This is a genomic window from Brevibacillus thermoruber 423, from assembly GCF_000454065.1.
Taxonomy (GTDB): domain Bacteria; phylum Bacillota; class Bacilli; order Brevibacillales; family Brevibacillaceae; genus Brevibacillus; species Brevibacillus thermoruber.
The window spans coordinates 23,286-42,261 of record NZ_KE695654.1 but is presented as its reverse complement, the minus strand read 5'-3'; the positions used below and the strand labels follow the sequence as shown (position 1 = coordinate 42,261).

Annotated in this window: 18 protein-coding genes; 8 read left to right on the top strand and 10 right to left on the bottom strand. The window is 60.8% G+C overall.

Annotation, left to right across the window (positions count from 1 at the left end; all coding sequences use genetic code 11):
• Positions 1-45: 45 nt before the first annotated feature.
• The gene (locus M516_RS24005) at positions 46-492 is read right to left on the bottom strand and encodes a pyridoxamine 5'-phosphate oxidase family protein (protein WP_081656616.1); all 447 of its coding nucleotides are present in this window, start codon (positions 490-492) and stop codon (positions 46-48) included.
• Positions 493-721: 229 nt separating this feature from the next.
• A complete protein-coding gene (locus tag M516_RS0119575) occupies positions 722-1,723 on the bottom strand; it encodes a metal-dependent hydrolase (RefSeq protein ID WP_029100616.1) in 1,002 nt (333 codons plus the stop codon).
• 155 nt (positions 1,724-1,878) lie between these two features.
• Here M516_RS0119575 and M516_RS24000 point away from each other — a divergent pair, with 155 nt between their 5' ends.
• On the top strand, positions 1,879-2,202 hold the full coding sequence (locus tag M516_RS24000; RefSeq protein WP_044900381.1) for an MFS transporter: 324 nt from the start codon (positions 1,879-1,881) through the stop codon (positions 2,200-2,202).
• Positions 2,192-3,304, top strand: a complete 1,113-nt coding sequence (gene mutY, locus M516_RS0119565; protein WP_029100615.1) for an A/G-specific adenine glycosylase — start codon at positions 2,192-2,194, stop codon at positions 3,302-3,304. The genes M516_RS24000 and mutY overlap by 11 nt, the downstream gene beginning before the upstream one ends.
• A 315-nt stretch (positions 3,305-3,619) precedes the next feature.
• Here mutY and M516_RS25295 read toward each other — a convergent pair whose 3' ends face one another.
• From M516_RS25295 to M516_RS0119545, 3 genes are all read right to left on the bottom strand, one after another.
• On the bottom strand, positions 3,620-3,781 hold the full coding sequence (locus M516_RS25295; protein WP_141669745.1) for a YrzI family protein: 162 nt from the start codon (positions 3,779-3,781) through the stop codon (positions 3,620-3,622).
• Positions 3,782-3,916: 135 nt separating this feature from the next.
• Positions 3,917-4,078 carry a hypothetical protein gene (locus M516_RS25750; protein WP_176703334.1) on the bottom strand — a complete coding sequence of 54 codons (162 nt, stop codon included), beginning with the start codon at positions 4,076-4,078 and terminating at the stop codon, positions 3,917-3,919.
• 522 nt (positions 4,079-4,600) lie between these two features.
• Positions 4,601-4,825, bottom strand: coding sequence for a hypothetical protein (locus M516_RS0119545; protein ID WP_029100614.1), 225 nt, complete (start codon positions 4,823-4,825; stop codon positions 4,601-4,603).
• Positions 4,826-5,016: 191 nt separating this feature from the next.
• On the opposite strand from M516_RS0119545, the gene fabL reads away from it, so the two are divergent.
• The 6 genes from fabL to M516_RS23995 all read left to right on the top strand — a co-directional run bounded on the left by fabL (position 5,017) and on the right by M516_RS23995 (position 10,982).
• Positions 5,017-5,775 (top strand): enoyl-[acyl-carrier-protein] reductase FabL, encoded by a 759-nt coding sequence (fabL, locus tag M516_RS0119540; protein ID WP_029100613.1) that lies wholly within the window; start codon positions 5,017-5,019, stop codon positions 5,773-5,775.
• A 123-nt stretch (positions 5,776-5,898) separates the two neighbouring features.
• The gene (locus tag M516_RS0119535; RefSeq protein WP_029100612.1) at positions 5,899-6,312 is read left to right on the top strand and encodes a GNAT family N-acetyltransferase; all 414 of its coding nucleotides are present in this window, start codon (positions 5,899-5,901) and stop codon (positions 6,310-6,312) included.
• 48 nt (positions 6,313-6,360) lie between these two features.
• Positions 6,361-6,897: a DUF402 domain-containing protein gene (locus tag M516_RS0119530; RefSeq protein ID WP_029100611.1), complete on the top strand. Its 537-nt coding sequence runs from the start codon at positions 6,361-6,363 to the stop codon at positions 6,895-6,897.
• 106 nt (positions 6,898-7,003) lie between these two features.
• On the top strand, positions 7,004-8,797 hold the full coding sequence (locus M516_RS0119525) for an ABC transporter ATP-binding protein (RefSeq protein WP_035290363.1): 1,794 nt from the start codon (positions 7,004-7,006) through the stop codon (positions 8,795-8,797).
• A gap of 91 nt (positions 8,798-8,888) precedes the next feature.
• Positions 8,889-10,097: an MFS transporter gene (locus tag M516_RS0119520; RefSeq protein ID WP_029100609.1), complete on the top strand. Its 1,209-nt coding sequence runs from the start codon at positions 8,889-8,891 to the stop codon at positions 10,095-10,097.
• Between the two features lie 21 nt (positions 10,098-10,118).
• The gene (locus M516_RS23995; RefSeq protein WP_051188311.1) at positions 10,119-10,982 is read left to right on the top strand and encodes an MFS transporter; all 864 of its coding nucleotides are present in this window, start codon (positions 10,119-10,121) and stop codon (positions 10,980-10,982) included.
• Between the two features lie 85 nt (positions 10,983-11,067).
• On the opposite strand, the gene M516_RS23990 is transcribed toward M516_RS23995, so the two are convergent.
• The 5 genes from M516_RS23990 to M516_RS0119490 all read right to left on the bottom strand — a co-directional run bounded on the left by M516_RS23990 (position 11,068) and on the right by M516_RS0119490 (position 18,855).
• On the bottom strand, positions 11,068-11,493 hold the full coding sequence (locus M516_RS23990) for a PH domain-containing protein (protein ID WP_141669746.1): 426 nt from the start codon (positions 11,491-11,493) through the stop codon (positions 11,068-11,070).
• A gap of 115 nt (positions 11,494-11,608) precedes the next feature.
• Complete coding sequence (locus tag M516_RS0119505; protein WP_029100608.1) at positions 11,609-12,460, bottom strand: NAD(P)-dependent oxidoreductase; 852 nt, start codon at positions 12,458-12,460, stop codon at positions 11,609-11,611.
• 1 nt (position 12,461) lies between these two features.
• Positions 12,462-13,292: a pyrroline-5-carboxylate reductase dimerization domain-containing protein gene (locus M516_RS0119500; protein WP_029100607.1), complete on the bottom strand. Its 831-nt coding sequence runs from the start codon at positions 13,290-13,292 to the stop codon at positions 12,462-12,464.
• A gap of 97 nt (positions 13,293-13,389) precedes the next feature.
• The gene (locus tag M516_RS0119495; RefSeq protein ID WP_029100606.1) at positions 13,390-14,073 is read right to left on the bottom strand and encodes a zinc metallopeptidase; all 684 of its coding nucleotides are present in this window, start codon (positions 14,071-14,073) and stop codon (positions 13,390-13,392) included.
• 249 nt (positions 14,074-14,322) lie between these two features.
• The gene (locus M516_RS0119490; RefSeq protein WP_051188309.1) at positions 14,323-18,855 is read right to left on the bottom strand and encodes a glutamate synthase-related protein; all 4,533 of its coding nucleotides are present in this window, start codon (positions 18,853-18,855) and stop codon (positions 14,323-14,325) included.
• Between the last annotated feature and the right edge of the window lie 121 nt (positions 18,856-18,976).

The following is an 18,976-nucleotide window of genomic DNA, read 5'->3' as shown; positions in this document are numbered from 1 at the left end:
CTCATGACGGCCGGTTCGCCTGGCATTGCAGTCCGTTCCCGGCGCTCACACGTCCATCTTGTGCGTGCGCCCCGGAGAGAAACGCTTCCCTTCCGGCAGCGGCCGGTCGTAATAGCCCGGAACGTACTTGTCCAGCATCGCCTGCAGGGCGTCTCTCATCTCTTCGGGGTCCTCCACCCGCTCGACGCTGCCGAACAGGATGACGCTCATGTAGGCGGTATCGGTCAGGGCCGGCACCGGATCGGCGATCGTGCCGTATTCTTCGCAGACCGTAAAACAGACGCGGTTGTTTTTTTGCATGATGTCCGTCTTGCGCCCGGCTTCCGCGCCGTGAAAATAGACGCTGCCGTTCAGCCAGCAGAAGTTGAGCGGGACGACGTACGGCTCCAACCCGTCGGTCAGGCCCAGGTGTCCGACTCTGGCGGCGGCCAGGAAGGCGTTGATGTGCTCCTGATCCGTGCAGGTTCGTTTGGCGTAGCGAATGGGATTCATGAGAACTCCTCCGTTTCAGGGTGGACTGCTGATGCGGATACGTTCATCATAGAGAGGGACTGTGCACGGCAAAAGGGGCAGTTTTCGAAACGGGATGCGGGACAGATGGTGTCTTCGCTCCTGCTCGGCCGCCAAAGCGGAAAAACGGGCGCAATCCGGGACGCGCCGGAACATCGCAAAAAAGCGCCTGCCCACAGGGCACGCGCTTTTTTCACGGATCAAACGGACGCTAGTTGAGCTGGATCTCTTTTTCGGGGTCCAGCTTTTTGGCCAACTGCTCCTCGCCGCGGTGAATCCAGCCGACAAACGAGTCGCGGATGTGCAGTTCCTTGTCCAGATAGACGACGGCGACAAACATGTAGTGGCTCTTGCCCTGATAGCGGGCGCGGTAGCGCAGGTCAAACCACCTGACTTCGTAGCCGAAGGGCTGTTCCTTCGTCTCCACGTGGGCGTAGCGGGTAAACGACAAAAACGCCTGTACCTTCGGACTTTGTTTGGCTGCCGCCACCAGTTCGCTTTCCGGTTTGATGGCAAACACGTCCAGGATCGTGACCTCCCCGCCGTGCACCTCCCCGACGTACCAGTGCTGTTCCGTCCTGATCACGAACGTCCACTGGTTCCAGGAGAGTGTGGGAATGATGGTGTACGTGCCTTCCTTGCCGACGGTTTCCCGGACCAACGCCGTCGTCCGCTTTTGCGCCTGGCAGCGCCAGACGTAATAGCAGGCGATCAGCAGATAGATCCAGAAAAACAGAGGCCCCGGCTCCGCGCCCGCGCCCCACAGCATCAGACCGGCCACATGGACGGCAAAAATAAACGGGTCGAAGATGAAGATGGCGTTCCAGGCGATCCACTTGTCGCGAAAAGGGTAAAGGCCTTTGGTTCCGTACGCGTTGAACAGGTCGACAAATACGTGCAGGCAGACCGCCGCAAAAATCCAGCCCAACAGGTGAAGCCAGTGCGTCTGCGGCGTTACCGCCTGCACCAGGGCAAACACCGCTGCCGTCCAGACAAACAGGGCGGGAATGGAGTGGGAGATTCCCCGGTGATGGCGGATGTAGGCGGCGCTCCCCCGGACACGGGTGAAGCCGTCCAGATCGGGAGCCTGAGAGCCGATGACGGTGCCGATCGCCACCGCCTCCGCCAGCCCCGGCGTCGCGGCCACGACGGGATCGAGGTGGGCCAGGCCAGCCAGTCCGAAGCCCATGACAAAGTGTGTGGCGGTGTCCATGAATTACGTGTTCTCCCTCCTTTGTTCCTGCCGTTTCTATTCCTTATTATAGCGACTTGGGCGTGAGATTTCCCTTCGCATCTGAAAAAATTGCGCGCTTGTTCCCTGCCGCACAGACGGGTATGATGAAAGGGATCGAAAGGAGAGTAGAGGCTGTGCTTACCGTGTTTATCGAATACAAGACGGACGAGTCGAAGCGGGACCGGTGCCTGGAGCTGCTGGCTGCCATGGCCGGGAGGATGGAAGCGATGGGAGCCCGTCAGTACCGGTTTTGGGAAGGCCTGGACCAGCCGGGCCTGTTCGTCGAAGCGTTTGACGTGGAAACGGTGGAGCAGTATGAGCGCATCAAACAGTGGCGGCGCGCCGATCAGGCGTTTTGCGAGTGCGTCGCGGGAGGGGCCGCCAAGCTGAACATCTGGGCGTTTCGCCCGATCGATTTGGCTGACAAAAGGAGCAAGCAGGAATACGATGGCAGGTAAAAAACGCAAGGCATTGACGTATACGTTACCGGAAGAGTTTCACGTGTTTGGCTTTTCCCGCGATCTGCTGGCCTGGTACGATTCCCAGAAACGGGATTTGCCCTGGCGGATCAACCGCGATCCGTACCGCGTCTGGGTGTCGGAGATCATGCTGCAGCAGACGCGCGTGGAAACGGTCAAGCCGTACTACCAGAACTTCATGGCCAAATTCCCCACTGTGGCCGCGCTGGCCGAAGCGCCGGAGGAGGAAGTGCTGAAGGCGTGGGAAGGGCTTGGCTACTACTCGCGCGCCCGCAATCTGCAGGCGGCCGCGCGGGAGGTGCAGGAACGCTACGGCGGCGTCATTCCCGACACGCCGGAAGAGATCGCCACGCTGAAAGGCATCGGGCCGTACACCGCCGGCGCCATTCTGAGCATCGCCTACGAAAAGCCGGAACCGGCCGTGGACGGCAACGTGATGCGCGTCTTTTCCCGGCTGCTCTACCTGACGGACGACATCGCCAAGCCGGCGACCCGCGTCAAGGTGGAGCACCTCGTGCGGCAGGTGATTCCGCATGGCCGGGCGGGCGATTTCAACCAGGCATTAATGGAGCTGGGCGCTCTCGTCTGTCTGCCGCGGACGCCGCAGTGTCTCACCTGTCCCGTGTTTGACTACTGTCTCGCCCGGAAGGAAGGGGTACAGGAGGAACTGCCGGTCAAAGGCAAGGCCAAACCGCCTCGTGTCGTCCGGCTGCAGGTGGCGGTGGTCATGCGCGGAGAAGCCGTCTTGATCAACAAGCGGCCGGAGCAGGGGCTTTTGGCCGGCATGTGGGAGTTTCCCATGGTGGAGACGGACGCCGACACGCGTTCCCTGAAGCAGGAGGCGCTTTTGCAGGGGCTGAGGCAGCGGTTCGGGATGGACGTGGAGGTGACCGAGCCGCTGATGGAGCTGACGCATACGTTTTCCCACCTGCAGTGGCACATGGAAGTGTGGCGGTGCGACTGGATCGAGGGAGACGACCTGCCGCCGAACGCCCGTTTTGCGACAGCGGACGAGCTGGCCGGGCTCGCGTTTCCCGTGGCTCATCAAAAAATCCTGGAAACGATCAAAAGCGACCGGTGACCGGTCGCTTCAGTGTGCAGACAAAGTAACTGCTGGAGGGAGAAGCACGTTTCCGGCATCCGCTCCGTGCTCGCCCAGCAGAGAAGCACAGGCTGCCCGCTCCGCACCGATTTGCGGGGGATCGCCAAAGCCGCATCGCTGCGCAGCCCATTCAGAGGTGGCGCTCCTTTTTCCCGCAAATCGCTGCTCCGCTTGGTAGGGCTCACAAGTCGCTCCGCCTGGAAACATGCTTCTCCACCGCTGCAATAGGTTTGTCTCAGACAAAAGCGACCGGTGACCGGTCGCTTTTGTCGCAGGTGGATGTTTGCTCCGCGCTTACAGCCGCGTACAGTACTCGGGAAACTGGGACGCCTGCCGCATGCGCTGCTCTTCCCACTCCGCGATCGCCTGCTGCTGCCGGCAGCGGGCTTCGCGCTCTTCCGCGGAGATCACGCGTCTTTCGATGATGATGGTAAAGAAAATCATCGGAATGTACATGACCATACCCCTCCTGTGCAAACTGTCTGGTTCAGTCAGCCGCCGTCTATCGATTTGACTCCCGTGAACCGCATCCTTTGACGTTTTTGCCTGCTGCTCATACAACATTCCTCCTCATCGGGGTTCTGTTTCGCGTTACACGCGAGTGAGAAATTCCGGATACCGGGCGGCTTCGAGCGCCTGGGCCTCGGCGCGTTCCTGCAAATAGCGGGCGCGCTGGTACTCGGCGGCGCGCTGTTTGGCGCTGGGCTTTTTGCGCTCGATCTTCACCGTGAAAAACAAGAAGTGGAATACCATCCGTCTCACCTCCTTCCAAGGAAAAAGTGACAAAAAAACCGCGGGCCAAAGCCTGCGGTCTTGTTTCCAGCAGCAAAGAAACAGAAAGACCGCAAGCGACAGCGCCTGCGGTCGGGTATACAACGAAAGGGGCATGGCAAAGACACGAGTCCTGCTACGATTCGTCCGTCCGGGAGGCACTGCCGTATGAAGTTGGAGCAACCACGAGCAAATCGGTTCCATTGGGATTTCCTTTGATCATCATAGCGGCACAGCCTCCTTTCCATTCAAGTGATGAATCATATTCTTAGAATATGGCAATTTTTTCTTGGTGTAAAGCATTTTTTGCCCAATTGCAAGAAGAAAGTATTTTCTGACAACAACGGACAGCTCCGGCCTGGACGCGGGAGCCGGACAGCCTTTTGGCGGGGTTACCAGAACATGTACAGCAGTCCGATCATGGCGGCAAGACTGATCGCCACGATCCCGATGATGATGCCCCATTGGCGGGTTGCGGTTTTCATCGGCATTCCCTCCTTTTGTTCAATCGTAAATCGGCGCGGACGCGTGATCCCAGCCGCCGCCGTCTCCTCCGACCGGTCCGCGGGATTCCAGCTCGCGGACGATGCGGGCGTGGAGCGAACTCCCTTCGGCATTGAGATAGGCAGCCAGTTGGGACATGGCGTGATGGTAGTAGAGCAGTTCGTTCAATTCCCAACGGGAGAGCGGTGTCATCGTCAGCTCGGACAGTTCGCGGCCTATGAACATGAAAACACTCCTTCCCCGCCTTCCGGCACAAGTTGTTTCGTTTAGTATGGCTGTCCGCCGCCGCTTCCATCCCTGCCGTCCCGCCGCCGGGAGCAAGTGGTCCGGTGGCAAATCAGACAGTCCCGGTGTATAATGAGAATGTTCTTTTTTGGTACCTGATATTAATAGTTGGTGTGATAGGAGGAACCCTCATGCATACAAACCGAAAAGTGGCGCTCGTTACGGGCGGAACCCGGGGGATCGGCAAGGCGATCGCGCGTCGGCTGGCGGAACAGGGATATGACCTGGTGCTCAACTACCTGCGCAACCGCACGGCCGCCCGCGAAACGGCGGCGGAGCTGGAAGCCCTGGGAGTCCGCGTTCACCTGGTGAAGGCAAACGTGGGCGACGTGGCCAAAATCAAAGAGCTGTTTGCCGAAATCGACCGGGAGTTCGGCCGCCTGGACGTGCTGGTGAACAACGCCGCGTCCGGTGTGCTGCGCCCGTTGATGGAACTGGAAGAGAGCCACTGGGACTGGACGATGGAGATTAACAGCAAGGCCCTGTTGTTCTGCGGACAGGAAGCGGCCAAACTAATGATGAAGAACGGCGAGGGCGGGAAAATCGTCAGCATCTCCAGCCTCGGCTCGATTCGCGTGCTGGACAACTACACCGCTGTCGGCGTTTCCAAAGCGGCACTGGAAGCCCTCACCCGCTACCTGGCCGTCGAACTGGCGCCGTACAACATCGTCGTCAACGCGGTTTCCGGGGGAGCCGTGGACACCGACGCGCTCCGTCACTTCCCCAACCGCGAGGAGCTCCTGGCCCACTCGGCGGCGCGGACACCGGCCGGCCGCATCGTGGAGCCGGACGATCTGGCCAATGCGGTCATGTTCCTGCTGTCCGATCAGGCCTGGATGATCCGCGGCCAGACCATTATCGTGGACGGCGGCCTGTCGCTGTTGACCTAAGTCCGTTTGGGCCGGGCCGGACGGGCTGTATCCCCGATCGCGACCTGTTTCTCGCGTTCATACGGAGACAAAGTTGTCCAAGTGGTGTACAATAGGAGAAGAAGGCATCGAAGGAGGCAACGTATGCTGATTCGTCCGTTTCGGCTCGGTGACTATTCGGCGATAACGCGTATCTGGCAAGAAACCGGTTTGGAAGAATCGGAAACGGAGTCATTGAACGACCTGGCCAAACAGTTGGCCTGGGACAGCGATTTGGTCATGGTTGCGGAAAAGGATGGAGAAGTGGTGGGGGTGGTCGTCGGCACGATCGACGGATCACGCGCCTACTTTTACCGGTTGGCCGTTACTCCCCGCCTGCAGGGGACCGGCATCGGACGGAAGCTGGTGGAGGCGATCGAAAAACGCTTCCAGCAACGGGGTGTCCATCGCGTCTTGATCATGGTGAATCAGGACAACCCGGAGGTTCTCCCTTTTTACTATTCACTTGGCTACGAGATGCAAAAATATGTTACACTTTCCAAAAAGCTCTCTTCTTAAGGGAGGCTTATCCCCATTCATATAGAGAAGAGAAGAAAGGGGAGAGTCATGTCGCCAGCTCCAGGCTCCATCATCCGCATTGAAAGCTTTAAGCACGACCATTCACTGCACCGCATCTGGGACAAGACGACGCTGATTCATTCCAGCGATGCGGTCGTGATTGGGGGCAACGACCGGGTCAAGGTAACAGAGGCAGACGGCCGGGAATGGCGGACGAGAGAGCCTGCCATCTGCACGTTTGGCCGCGGACAGTGGTTCAATACCATCGCGATGATTCGCGACGACGGCATTTATTACTACTGCAACATCGGTTCGCCTTTTAGCCTGAAAGGAAATCTGTTGAGCTACATCGATTACGATCTGGACGTCAAAGTGTTTCCCGACATGACTTACACCATTCTCGACGAAGAGGAGTTTCTGCTGCACAGCAAGCAGATGAACTACCCTCCGTTCGTCGTCGAACGCGTGCAGACCGCTCTCCGGGAAGTGCTGGATTGGGTCCGCTTGCGGCGGGGCCCTTTTCAAAACGGATTTGTCCAACGCTGGTACGAGCGTTACCTGTTGGTGCGCGAAGACGAGGAATGATCCCTTTCCCGAACGGCCGGGAGAGGGATTTCCTTGTTTGGCCGGTCATCATCTGCCCCGGGAAGAATAGATGTAGGAGGGAAAGCGGGAACTGGCAAAAGGAGGGATGACCGTGAGCAGCATCCGGCGTTACATGGCCTACGTCATGCCCTATTGGAAACAGATCCTGGGGACCATTTTTATCGGCATCATCAAGTTTTCGATACCGCTGCTTCTGCCGCTGATGATCAAGTACGTGATTGATGACCTGCTGCCCAGCCCCATGCCCCGGGAAGAGAAGCTGACCCAACTGTTCTGGCTGATGGCGGTGGCCTTTGTGGTCTTTACCGTCGTGCGGGCGCCCGTGGAGTACCTGCGGCAGTACTACGCCCAGTGGGTGTCCAGCCGCATCTTGTTTGACATCCGCAACCAACTGTTCGCCCATCTGCAGCGGCTCTCCATGCGCTACTACAACAATCACAAGACGGGGGAAGTGGTCTCCCGGGTCATCAACGACGTGGAGTCGACCAAGAGCTTTATCGAAACGGGCCTGATGAACATCTGGCTGGACCTGATTACGATCGGCCTGACCCTCAGCGTGATGCTGTACATGGACGTGAAGCTCACGCTGGTCGCGATTCTGGTCTTTCCGCTGTACGCGGTGTCCGTCAAATACTTCTACAAGCGGCTGCGGCAGCTTACGCGGGAGCGCTCGGCCGCCCTGGCCCACCTGCAGGGTCACCTGCACGAGCGCGTAAACGGCATGTCGCTGATCCGCAGCTTTGCCCTGGAGGAGCACGAAACCCGGGCGTTCGCCAAGGAAAACAACCGCTTTCTGCAAAAGGCGCTGGACCATACGCGCTGGAACGCCAACACCTTTGCCGTGGTCAACACGGTCACGGACATCGCGCCGCTCATGGTGATCGCCTACGCCGGTTACCAGGTGATCGGGGGAACGCTCACCACCGGTACGCTGGTGGCGTTTTACGCGTATCTGGAACGCCTCTACACGCCGCTGCGCCGGCTGGTCAACTCGTCTACCACGCTGACGCAGGCCGTGGCTTCGATGGATCGGATGTTTGAATTTATCGACGAATCGTATGACATCGTCGACAAGCCCGGCGCCGGCCGGCTGCCGGTCGATCCGCAGACGGGGCGGATTCGCGGCGAAATCCGGTTTGAAAACGTCTCGTTTCGCTATCGGGAGGAAGGGCCGCTGGTGCTGGATCACGTCAATTTGACGATCAATCCGGGCGAGACGGTCGCCATCGTCGGCATGTCGGGCGGAGGCAAGACCTCGCTGATCAGCCTGCTGCCCCGCTTCTGGGATGTGACGGAAGGACGGATCACCATCGACGGGGTCGACATCCGCGACGTGCAGCAGCAGAATCTGCGCAGCCACATCGGCATGGTGCTGCAGGACAACATCCTGTTCAGCGAATCGGCGCGGGTGAACATCCTGATGGGCAATCCTGAAGCGGATGAAGCGGCCGTGATCGAAGCGGCCAAGGCGGCCAACGCCCACGAGTTCATCATGGAACTGCCCGATGGATACGACACCGAGCTGGGCGAGCGGGGAGTCAAGCTGTCCGGCGGGCAAAAACAGCGGATTGCCATCGCCCGCGTCTTCCTGCGCGATCCGGGCATCCTGATTCTGGACGAGGCCACGTCGGCGCTCGACCTGGAGTCGGAGCACATGATTCAGGAGTCGCTGGCCCGCCTGACCAAAGGGCGCACCACGATCATCGTGGCTCACCGTCTCTCCACCATCACCCACGCGGACAAGATCGTGGTGATGAAAGAGGGGCGGATTGTCGAACAGGGAAGACACGAAGAATTGCTGGCGCAAAAAGGTGTGTATCATAATCTGTGGAGCGTGCAGGATCTGGGCGCTCCCACGGAACAGCAACCGGTGTCGTAGGGAACCCAGCCTGTCAACGAATACGCGTGGGGCCGTGGAGGAGACGACGAGGCCGACGCGTTTCCTCGCACCGGAAAGGAGGAGGGCTCCCGTGGAAACGTGGAGACGCAACTTGTATGTACTGTGCGGGGCGCTGTTTGTCGTCATGATGGCGATGAGCATGGTCATGCCGTTTTTGCCTCTGTATATCCAGAAGGATTTTGGGGTGGAAGACCCGCATGAAGTGACCGCATGGGCAGGAGTCATTTTTGGCGCCAACTTTTTGACCGCCAGTCTGGTGTCCCCGATCTGGGGCAATCTGGCTGACAAGTACGGCCGCAAAATCATGATCTTGCGCTCCGGTTACTTCATGTCCGTCATCATCGCGGCGACCGGTTTTGCCGGGAGCTTGTGGCAGCTTTTGGCCCTGCGCCTCTTGAACGGAACGGTGGGAGGCATCATCCCGGCCAGCACGGCCCTGGTCGCCTCCAACGCGCCCAGGGAAAAAGCGGGGTGGGCATTGGGGCTGCTGCAGTCGTTCGTGACTGCGGGCTCCATTATGGGACCGCTGATCGGCGGGGTGTTGGCCGATCGGATCGGGTTCCGCATGATCTTTGTCGTGACCGGCAGCCTGGTCCTGTTGGCGACGCTGGTGATTACGTTTACCGTAAAGGAAGCGTTTGTGCCCCCGAAGGCCAGGGAACGCTCCAGTCTGTCGGATGATTTTCGCAAGATTTTCACCTCCAGGGAGCTGCCGGCGGTCTTCTTCGTGACGGTGATGATCCAGTTTGCCCTGTTCAGCATCGTGCCGGTGCTGCCGATTTACATTTCGCAGCTTTTGCATCAGCAGGGAAACGTCGCCTTCTGGGCGGGCGTGGTCCAGGCGTCCACCGGCATCGCCAACGTGCTGGCGGCGCCGCTCTTGGGACGGTTGGGAGACCGTTACGGCTCCCACCGGGTCTTGTTCGGCAGCCTGCTGTTCGCGGCCACATTGTTCGTTCCGCAGGCCCTGGCGGCAAATGTTACCCAGTTGGCGGTGCTTCGGTTTTTGCTCGGTTTGTCGCTCGGCGGCCTGCTCCCCTCTGTCAACGCCCTGCTGCGCCGTCTCACGCCCAGTCACATGATCAGCCGCGTGTACGGGTACAACAACAGCTTTGTCAGCATGGGCAGCATGTTGGGGCCGATGATCGGCGGCTTCCTGGCCGGTTTCGTCAGCATCAACGGGGTGTTCCTGATGACCAGCGCCCTGCTGTTCATCAATGCCGGCTGGGTGTTCTTCAGCTTCTTCCGAAAAAAGCCCTTGCGGGAAACGGAGACATAAGAAATTCGTAACCACTTCCTGGTGTTTGCCATCGCGTTTCTGGATGGCTGGGCCGCTCCGGCGCGCAACGCCCTGGTGCCCCGACTGGTGGAGCGGGAGCGCCTGCTTCGGGCCAACGGCTTGTTGGCCGCGACGGACCAGTCCGTCCAGTTTGCCGGATGGGCGGCGGGGGGCCTGCTGGTTGCCTGGCTGGGGCACGCTGCCGTACTCTGGGGAACGTCGGCCGCGTATCTGTTGGCCACTGTGGCGCTGATTTTCGTCCATCCCGTCTCCGGGACGGAACGGCGCGAGGATGACAAGGGCTTGCTGGCCGGCTGGCGGGCCATTGGCGGAAACAGGCGGCTCCGTTTGCTCGTGGCGATTGACGTGCTGGAAGGATGGGCGGGAGCGGTCTGGGTTGCTGCTATCATGCTGCCGTTTGTGACCCAAGTTCTGAAGAAAGGGGAAGCGTGGTGGGGCTATCTTAACGCGGCCTACATGCTCGGCTCGATTGCGGGCGGCGCCGTCATGCTGGCACTCGCCTCCCGCCTGCGGGACAACCTGCCGCGCTGGGTGACGGTCGGAACGGCAGCCAGCGGTCTCGTCACCCTGCTGTTTGGTGCAAGCGGCAGTCCGGTTGCCGCTCTTGTTTTCTCGTTTGCGCTGGGGCCGGTGTTTCAGCTCCAGGCGATCGCCAAACAAACCTTGCTGCAGCAGGCGGCCGGCGAGGCAGACCTGCCCGTCGTGCTGTCCGCCAAGGGAACCATGGATGCGCTGGTCTTCGGCTGCTCGGTGCTGGCGATGGGAGCGGCAGCCGAATGGCTGGGGCCGCGCTGGGCTTATTTCCTCGCCGCCGCGCTGACCGGAATCGCCGCGCTGCTGACATTGCGTTTGCGGAGAGTGTAAGGAAGGCACAGAAAAAGCCCCCTCCGGGTGTACCGGAGGGGGCTGCTGCGTGGAAGGGGCGGTTTCATTTCCCTGTCCCGTTTGTTTACCATTCCATGACCGCATGCGGACAGCGCTTTTGCAGCAAACGCATAAACGCTTCCCGGTCTTTTGGTGAAATCAGCACCGTTTTTTGATGATTGTATACAATTTCAAGCCTTTTCAGCGACAAGGCCGGACTGGCAAGCGGGTTTGAAGTTTTTCTCACCCTGTTGATGCTGTCGAGCGGGATGATTTTCTTGAACGGTCCGTATTGGATGATCAAGGCATCGTTTTCGATGATGTAGCAGACCGACGTAACCAGCCAGAGGAGGAAACAAGGCAAAACGAAGTGAACGAAAAACAGGGCGATTCTTTCGTTTGTTCCCAAGGTTCCTGTAAACAAGGATTGGACCCCTTCCAGAATCACCAGCAGCATGGTCCCCCAGATCACAACGGCCAGCCAACGATCTACTCTTGAAGGGAATCTCACAGCGTCCCACTCCTCCTTTCTCGTGATACCATCCTACCATGATTGTAGCAAACAGCACGTTCTGTTCTCCACCCACTGCTGTCTCTGCCTGTGCAAAATAAAAAATGGACCGGCTCTACTTCCGGTCCAGAAAACGCAGAATCGCCATCACGTCCAGATCGCCCAGGCCGTCCTCCAGCGCGGCGCGGTAGCAGGCGGCCACCGATTCGGCCAGCGGCGTGGAGACGCCTTCTTCGCGGGCGAGGCGCAGGTCTTTGGCCATGTGCTTGAGGGCAAACGCGGCCGGGTAGTCGTCGGCGAGAATGGACGCTTCCTTGCCGCGGATCAGCGGCGTGCCGACCGCGCTCTCCGCGATAATGGTCAGCATCTGCTCGGTCGGGATGCCCATGCTGCGGGCGAACAGCAGGGTTTCGGCCGCTCCCTGCACGGTGATGCCCAACAGCAGGTTGATGGCCAGCTTGGCCGACGTGCCGGCGCCGTTGGGGCCGAGGTGAAGCGCCAGCTTGCCCAGCTTGTCCAGCAGCGGTTTGACTTGGGCAAAGTCGCTCTCGTCGCCGCCGACCATGATTACCAGCTTGCCTTCTTTGGCCGGGCCGACACTGCCGGAGACCGGCGCGTCCAGGAAGCGGAAGCCCGCCTGCCGGCACTGTTCCGCCACAAAGCGGGACGTCTCCGGCGAGACCGTGCTCATGTCCACGGCCAGTGTGCCGCGCGCACCGGAAGCGAGCAGACCCTCCGGTCCGGTGTAGACCGCCTTGACCGCCTCGTCATCGCTAACCATCGTAAACACGATATCGCATTCCGCCGCCAGTTCGGCCAACGAGCCGGCCAGGGCGGCTCCCCGCGCGAGCAGTGGCTCCGCCTTGTTTGGCGTGCGGTTCCACACCTTCACCTCATATCCGGCGGCCAACAGATTGCCGGCCATCGGAATGCCCATGTTGCCCAGCCCGATCCATCCGATTTTCATCTCATCTGTCTCCTTTCTCGTTGCGGGAAAACTGCTGCAGCCGTTCTTTCAGCAGGGCGTGTTTGGCTTTCGTCACAGCAAACAGGTCGTCAAACGCGGCCGGGAGCGTGCGGTCCAGCACGCGCAGGCCTTCTTCGGTGATGCCCCCTTTGGTGGCGACCCGTTCGATCAACCGGTGAAAATCGAGCCGCTCGTTTTCCAGCAGCAGCGCAGTGCCCATGAGCGTCTCCGCCAGCATTCGGCGCGCCGTATCCAGTTCCAGTTCCGGGGACTGCCGCACCGCAGCACGGGCAAACGCGTCGAGAATGCCGGCAAAGAGACCGGGAGCGCTGCTGGTCAGAATGGTGGCCGTCTCGATGCTCTCCTCCGAGACCTCCTCCGCTTTCCCCAGCGCGGTCAGCAGACGGAGCAGCCCGGACCGCAGCGCAGGCGTCACGCGGCGTCCGCAGGCGTACAGGGAGACGCCGCGCAGTTCCTGCGAGGTTACCGTCGGAATCACTTTGCTGACGGGCCCCGCGTGGACCGCCTCCAGGTCGGCCAAGGTGACACCGGCCGCGACGGAGACGAGGTGCGTCTCCGCGGGGAGGTCGAGCGTTCGCAGCAGCGGCACAACATCAAGCGGTTTCGTGCAGATGAACACGATGTTCGCCCGTTGGCACACCTCTTGAGCGGTCGATGCGATCGCAAACGGGTATTCCTGCCGCAGGCGCTCCGCTTTTTCCCGCGTCCGGTTGAAGACGACGAGCTCGCCGGGGGTGACGACGCCGCTTTTGCAAAAGCCTTTCACCAACATCTGCCCCATGCTGCCCAACCCGATTATTCCTATGTACATACATGCCTTCTCTCCTATCGTAGCGGATTTAATGAAAAAGGTACAGTCTCCCGAAACCGGGAGGCTGTACCTGTCAGTGCATGCGCTGCAATTCTCATCAGTCTTCGTTGGAGCTGTTGAAGATCATCACGTACTTTGCCAGTTCGAGCACGGAGATCAGCGCGGCGGCCACATAGGTGAGCGCGGCGGCACCCAGCACCTTGTTGACGCCCCGTTCTTCCGTGTTGCGGATGAAGCCCATTTTGACCATCATGTCTTTGGCGCGGCTGCTTGCGTTGAACTCGACCGGCAGCGTGATCAGTTGGAAGGCGACCGCTGCGGAGAAGAAGACGATCCCCAAAAACAGCAGATTGGCCGCATGGAAGAAGAAGCCGGCCAGCAGCAGCAGCGGTGCGATCCCCGACGCGAAGTTGACGACCGGGAAGATGCGGTGGCGGGCCACCAGCATCGGGTAGGAGACCTTGTGCTGCACGGCGTGCCCTACCTCGTGGCAGGCGACGGAAATAGCCGAGATGGAATTGCCGAAGTAGACCGGATCGGACAGACGGACCGTGCGGGAAATCGGATCGTAGTGGTCGGTCAGCGTACCGGGGATGTGTTCAACCGGAACGTGCGTCAGGCCGTTGGCGTCCAGCATGCGGCGGGCTGCCTCCGCACCGGTCAGGCCGGAAGACGCGGGAACATCGGCGTAGCGGTTAAACGTTCCCTTGACGCGAAACTGGGCCCACAGCGACAGGCCGAACGCGATGAAAATCAGAAAATCCATGGGGTGAAACAAAATCATTCGCTATCACTCCTCATCTATGATCATACCTGATAAGAACAACACAACGTAGTTTGCCCTACACTCAATTGTACGATCATCATCGGTGACGGTTTCACTATTTATTGTACAGTCTTTGACCAACATTGACAATATCAGCGAATGCTTATATGTGGCAAAAAAAGCACTCTTCCCGGGAAAGGGAAGAGTGCGAGTGGTTGCAGGACGTCGGTCCCGTCCGGCAGGCTGCCGGGCAGGCGGGGAGCGTCACTCGGTGGAGACAGACGGATCAGCCTGCTCTTTTTTCGGCGAAATCATCAGGAAGTGGGCGGCCGGATCGTCGATCAGCTTCTGGATGCGGCCCGCCGTCTCGTACTGCTCGGTGGCAAGCAGTTCTTCCTTGTAGGCGGAGAGCAGCTCGCGCACGTCGCTTACGCCTTTTTCGTCCAGATGGTAGAGGAACACCTTCGCCCCCTTGGCGATCCGGCGCTCCAGGGCTGCCCGGTCAAAGCCCATCTCCGGCTGGAGGCGGACGTAGACGACACCGCCGGTCATGCCCGCGCAGATCCACGGACCGGGATCGCCCAGCACGACGGCGCGCCCGTTGGTCATGTACTCAAAGGCAAAGCCTTTCAGGTTGGCCCGTGCCCCGATGCCGCCCAGCTCGTCACGAATCGGCTCGGTAATTTCGCCGCCGAACACGACGTCTGCCCCGGAGAGGCGGATGCAGGCGCGGGAATCGGCGTTGCCCTGCACGATGAACAAGCCTTTTTGCGCCCCGTAGCAGAAGCTCTTGCCGACGGAGCCGTTGATGTACGCGCCGTTCAGCCCCTTGTGCTTGAGGATGGAGACGCGGCCGCCAAAGCTGGTTTTGCCGACGCCGTCCTGGGCGCCGCCTTCCACGCGAATGGTAACGCCCTGTGCGTTGTAGGCGGCCAGACCATTGCCCGGCACGCTGCCGCCGGTGAAGTGGAGCGACACTTCCGGCAGAGAAGCGTAGCTGCCGTCCAGGTAATCTTTCACCCGTGCGCCGGACCAGCGGCTGCCCAGCACGCGTTCACTGGACAGAATGCCGGCAAACGTCTCCCGGATGGGACGGTCCGGGCTGAAGTAGCGGTTCTCCGATGCGGCGGCAGCGCCGGCGGTGACCAGCACGCGCTCCTCCGCTTCTTTCGCCTGTACGGCGGCTGTCTCCGGCGTGTACAGCGGATGGACGGCCAGCAGCGCCGACAGGTCGATTCGCTCCAACAGGCGGGTTTGGACCAGGAGGTCGGAGCGGCCGACCAGATCCTGCGTGCGGCTGAAGCCGAGCGCAGCGGTGATGCGGCGCACTTCCTCGCCAAACAGGGTAAAGAAGGTTTTCAGCCCGTTGACGGCCAGGTCGAACTGGCGCGGCACAAAGCGGCGCAGCCCTTTTTCGTGGGCCTCTTCCAGCGAGTCGATCTGGGTGGCGATGCCCACGTGGCAGGTGTCCAGGTGACAGCCGCGGCAGGTGGTGCAGCCGACGGCGATCATGGCCAGGGTGCCGAAGCCGACGCGATTGGCGCCGAGCAGCATCAGCTTGACGACGTCCGCTGCGCTTTTCACGCCGCCGTCGGCCCACAGTTCCACCTTGTGGCGAAGCCCTGCTTCGAGCAAGGCATTGTGGGCGGCTTTGACGCCGATCTCGGCCGGCAGCCCCACGTGCTGCAGGGCGTGGACGCGGGCCGCCCCCGTTCCTCCGTCAAAGCCGGAGAGGGTGATGAAGTCGGCGCCTGCCTTGGCGATGCCGACGGCGATGGTCCCGATGTTGGGCACGACCGGCACCTTGACGCACACCTTGGCTTCGTGGTTGGCCGTCTTCAGCTCCGTGATCATCTGCGCCAGATCTTCGATGGAGTAGATGTCGTGGTTGTTGGACGGCGAGATCAGGTCGGAGCCGATCGTGGCGTTCCGGGCGGCGGCGATTTTCGTCGTTACCTTGGAGCCGGGCAGGTGTCCCCCTTCGCCCGGTTTCGCCCCCTGGCCGATCTTGATTTCCAGGATATTCGCCGCGTTGGCCAGTTCCACGTTGATGCCAAAGCGTCCCGACGCCACCTGGATGCCGCGCGTTTTGCGGTAGCGGCCGAGCATGTCTTTGATTTCGCCGCCTTCGCCGTTCATGCAGATCATGTTGAGCTGGTCGGCGGCTTCGGCGTAGGCGCGGAAGGCCGTTTCGTTCTGCGAACCGAACGACATGGAGGAGATCAAAAACGGCAGCGAGTGCTCGCCTACGCTGATGTCCACCTGTGCCGGATCCACCTGCCGCTCGGTCCGGTCATAGGCAAAGTCGGCCACGTGACGAATCGCAATCGGGTTGTCCCGTTCGTTTTCTTCCAGCTTCAACGCGTAGTCGGCGTACGGAATCTCGCCGGCGGCCACCTGCCCGATCAGTTTCCACAGGCGGGGGAAAATGTGGAACGTCTTGGCTTCCCGCGCCGTCGCACTGGCGTAATCCTCGTGCCGTTTGACGCTGTCCGCCTCCAGATCGGCAAAGGAGAGGCCGGCCCGATCGGAACCGCAGAAGTTGACGATGGAGAGCGCCTCCGCCACGTCCTTGTGCAGCCCGATGGAGGAGAACAGCCGGCCGTAGCCGCGCAGTTCGTGGATGCCGATGGTGGAGATCACTTTCTCCAGCCCCTTGTTCAGCGCGACGTAGAGATTGGCGGCCGATGTCGCTCCCTCTTTGGCAAAGGCGGTGGCAAACATCAGGTACGGCGAGACCGCGTCCGCTCCGGAACCGAGCGACAAGGCCAGGTCGTGCAGCGAACGGACGGCGCCGGAGCGGAGGATGATGCCGGCCCGGCGGCGCAGGCTGGTGCCGTCGGCGTCAAACGCCGCTTTCAAGCCTTGGTCGACAGCGGTCACGGCGAGCAGCGGATCGATCCAGTACCGGCCGTTCTGATGCGTCTCCGTGTCGTCCAGCACGAGCAGCACGGCTCCGTTTTGCACCGCCTGCACGGCCGATTCCTGCAGCCGTTTCAGCCCGCTTGCGAGTCCGCTTTCCCGCTCGAAGTGGGTCGAGAGGATCGCGATGCTGGACGGATGGTTGTTGAAGTAGTGAATCACCTGTTCCAGCGACAGCGTGCCCTGCTGCTGCGCCGTCTCCTGGAGCGACTGCCCTTCGAAGAGAAGCGGCGAGGGCAGCTCCAGGCGCAGGCCGTCCGAGGATTTGCCGGACAGAGGTACGCGGGTCCCGATCACGACGCGCGTGGAGAAATGCTCGATCTCCCGGTCGCGGTCAATCGCCGGGTTGGTGACGACGGCCACGCTTTCCTTGATGTAGTCGGCCAGGTTTTGCCGCTCCTTGGACAGTGCCGCCAGCGGCCCGTCGTGGCCGAGCGAACGGATCGGTTCGGCGCCGTTGGCGGACATCTGCTCCACGAGCTGAATCTGCTCGCGGTCCCAGCCGAACGCGCTGTAGACGGAAGAGGTCGGAGCCGGCGTGTCCGGTTCGGCGACGAGCGCGTTGGTCTCATAGGCAAAGTGCAGGTGCTGACGGGCACCGGCCGCCTCCACCTTTTCCGCGAAGCGGTCGCGGACGATCTCCTGCAGCTTGTGGTGCGGGATCACTTCCACCTCGCGCCCCTCGTGCAGGATGACGCCCACCTTTTCCCCGGGCGCGAGCGGTTTCGGTTCGCTTGCCATTTGATGAACCGGGATGATCCCCTGCTCGGAGGAGAAATAATAGGACGTGGCGCTTTCCACCATCCACAGCGGTCTCAGCCCCAGGGCGTCGACGCTGAACACGCACTCGCTGCCGTACCGCGAAACGATCCCGGCCGGTCCCTGGGCAAAGTGGCCCCAGGCCTGGCGCAGGTACGTGTACAAGTCCTGCAGGTCATCCGGCAGGTTTTTCATCTCGTGATGGATCGGCGGGAACACCACTTCCATCGCCTCGAACAGGCTCAGGCCGTACCGGTGGATGAAGGTCTCGATCGTGCGGTTGACGTTTTGCGAGTCGCTGCCGCCGTCGACCAAAGGCACGCCGAGCATCTGCGCTTCTTCTTCCAGCTTGCTGATCGTGTTGATCTCGCCGTTGTGGCCCAAGAGGGAAAACGGCTGAACGCGGAAGAAGTTGGACAAGGTATTGGTGGAATAGCGGTTGTGACCGATGGTGACGGACGAGACAAAGCGTTCGTCAGCCAGGTCGTGAAAGTACTGAGGCAGAATGTTGGCGGCGCCCATTACCTTGTACGCGCTGGTAACCGGGCTGAGCGAAGCGACGTGCACGTTGTGGGCCGATTCGATGGCGATGTGCAGCTCGAACAGGCGGCTGGCATACGCGGCTTGGCTCAAGCCTTCCGGCGCGAAGACGGCCAGCTGCCAGAAGACAGGTTCGTCCCGCCTGCCGTTTTTGCCGAGCACCGCCGGGTTGACGGCGTTTTCCCGCTCCAGCAGGATCTCCACGCCGTGCGCGGCGAACAGCCCGCGAATCGCTTCCTGGACGGCCTGCGGGTCGTGGCCCGTGCGCGGCACGAAGATGTGGGCGACGGCAAAGCGCGGATCACGGGCCACGTCGCCGTCCAGCCCGGCCTGGTGCAGATAGGCCGACCAGAGCGCGCGGGGGATGTCCGTCAGAATGCCACAGCCGTCCCCTTCCCCGTCGATAAAGCCGGAGCGGTGTTCCATCTGGATCAGCGAGCGGATCGTTTCCTGCACGTTGGTCCGCGTCGGCGTTCCCGACTTCTCGATGATACAGATGATGCCGCAGCTGTCGTGTTCGATCGCATGGTAGCCTTGAAACTGCTCAATCGTTTTTCTCTGTCTGTTGTGTAGCATGGTCTCGGTCAGATGGCCTGACCCTCCACCTCCCCTGTAGACAATTCGGAAAGTTCAAAATTGTAATGTCTAGAATACCACGAATAAAAGGGGGACACAAGGAATCGTCTGGCTTTTTATG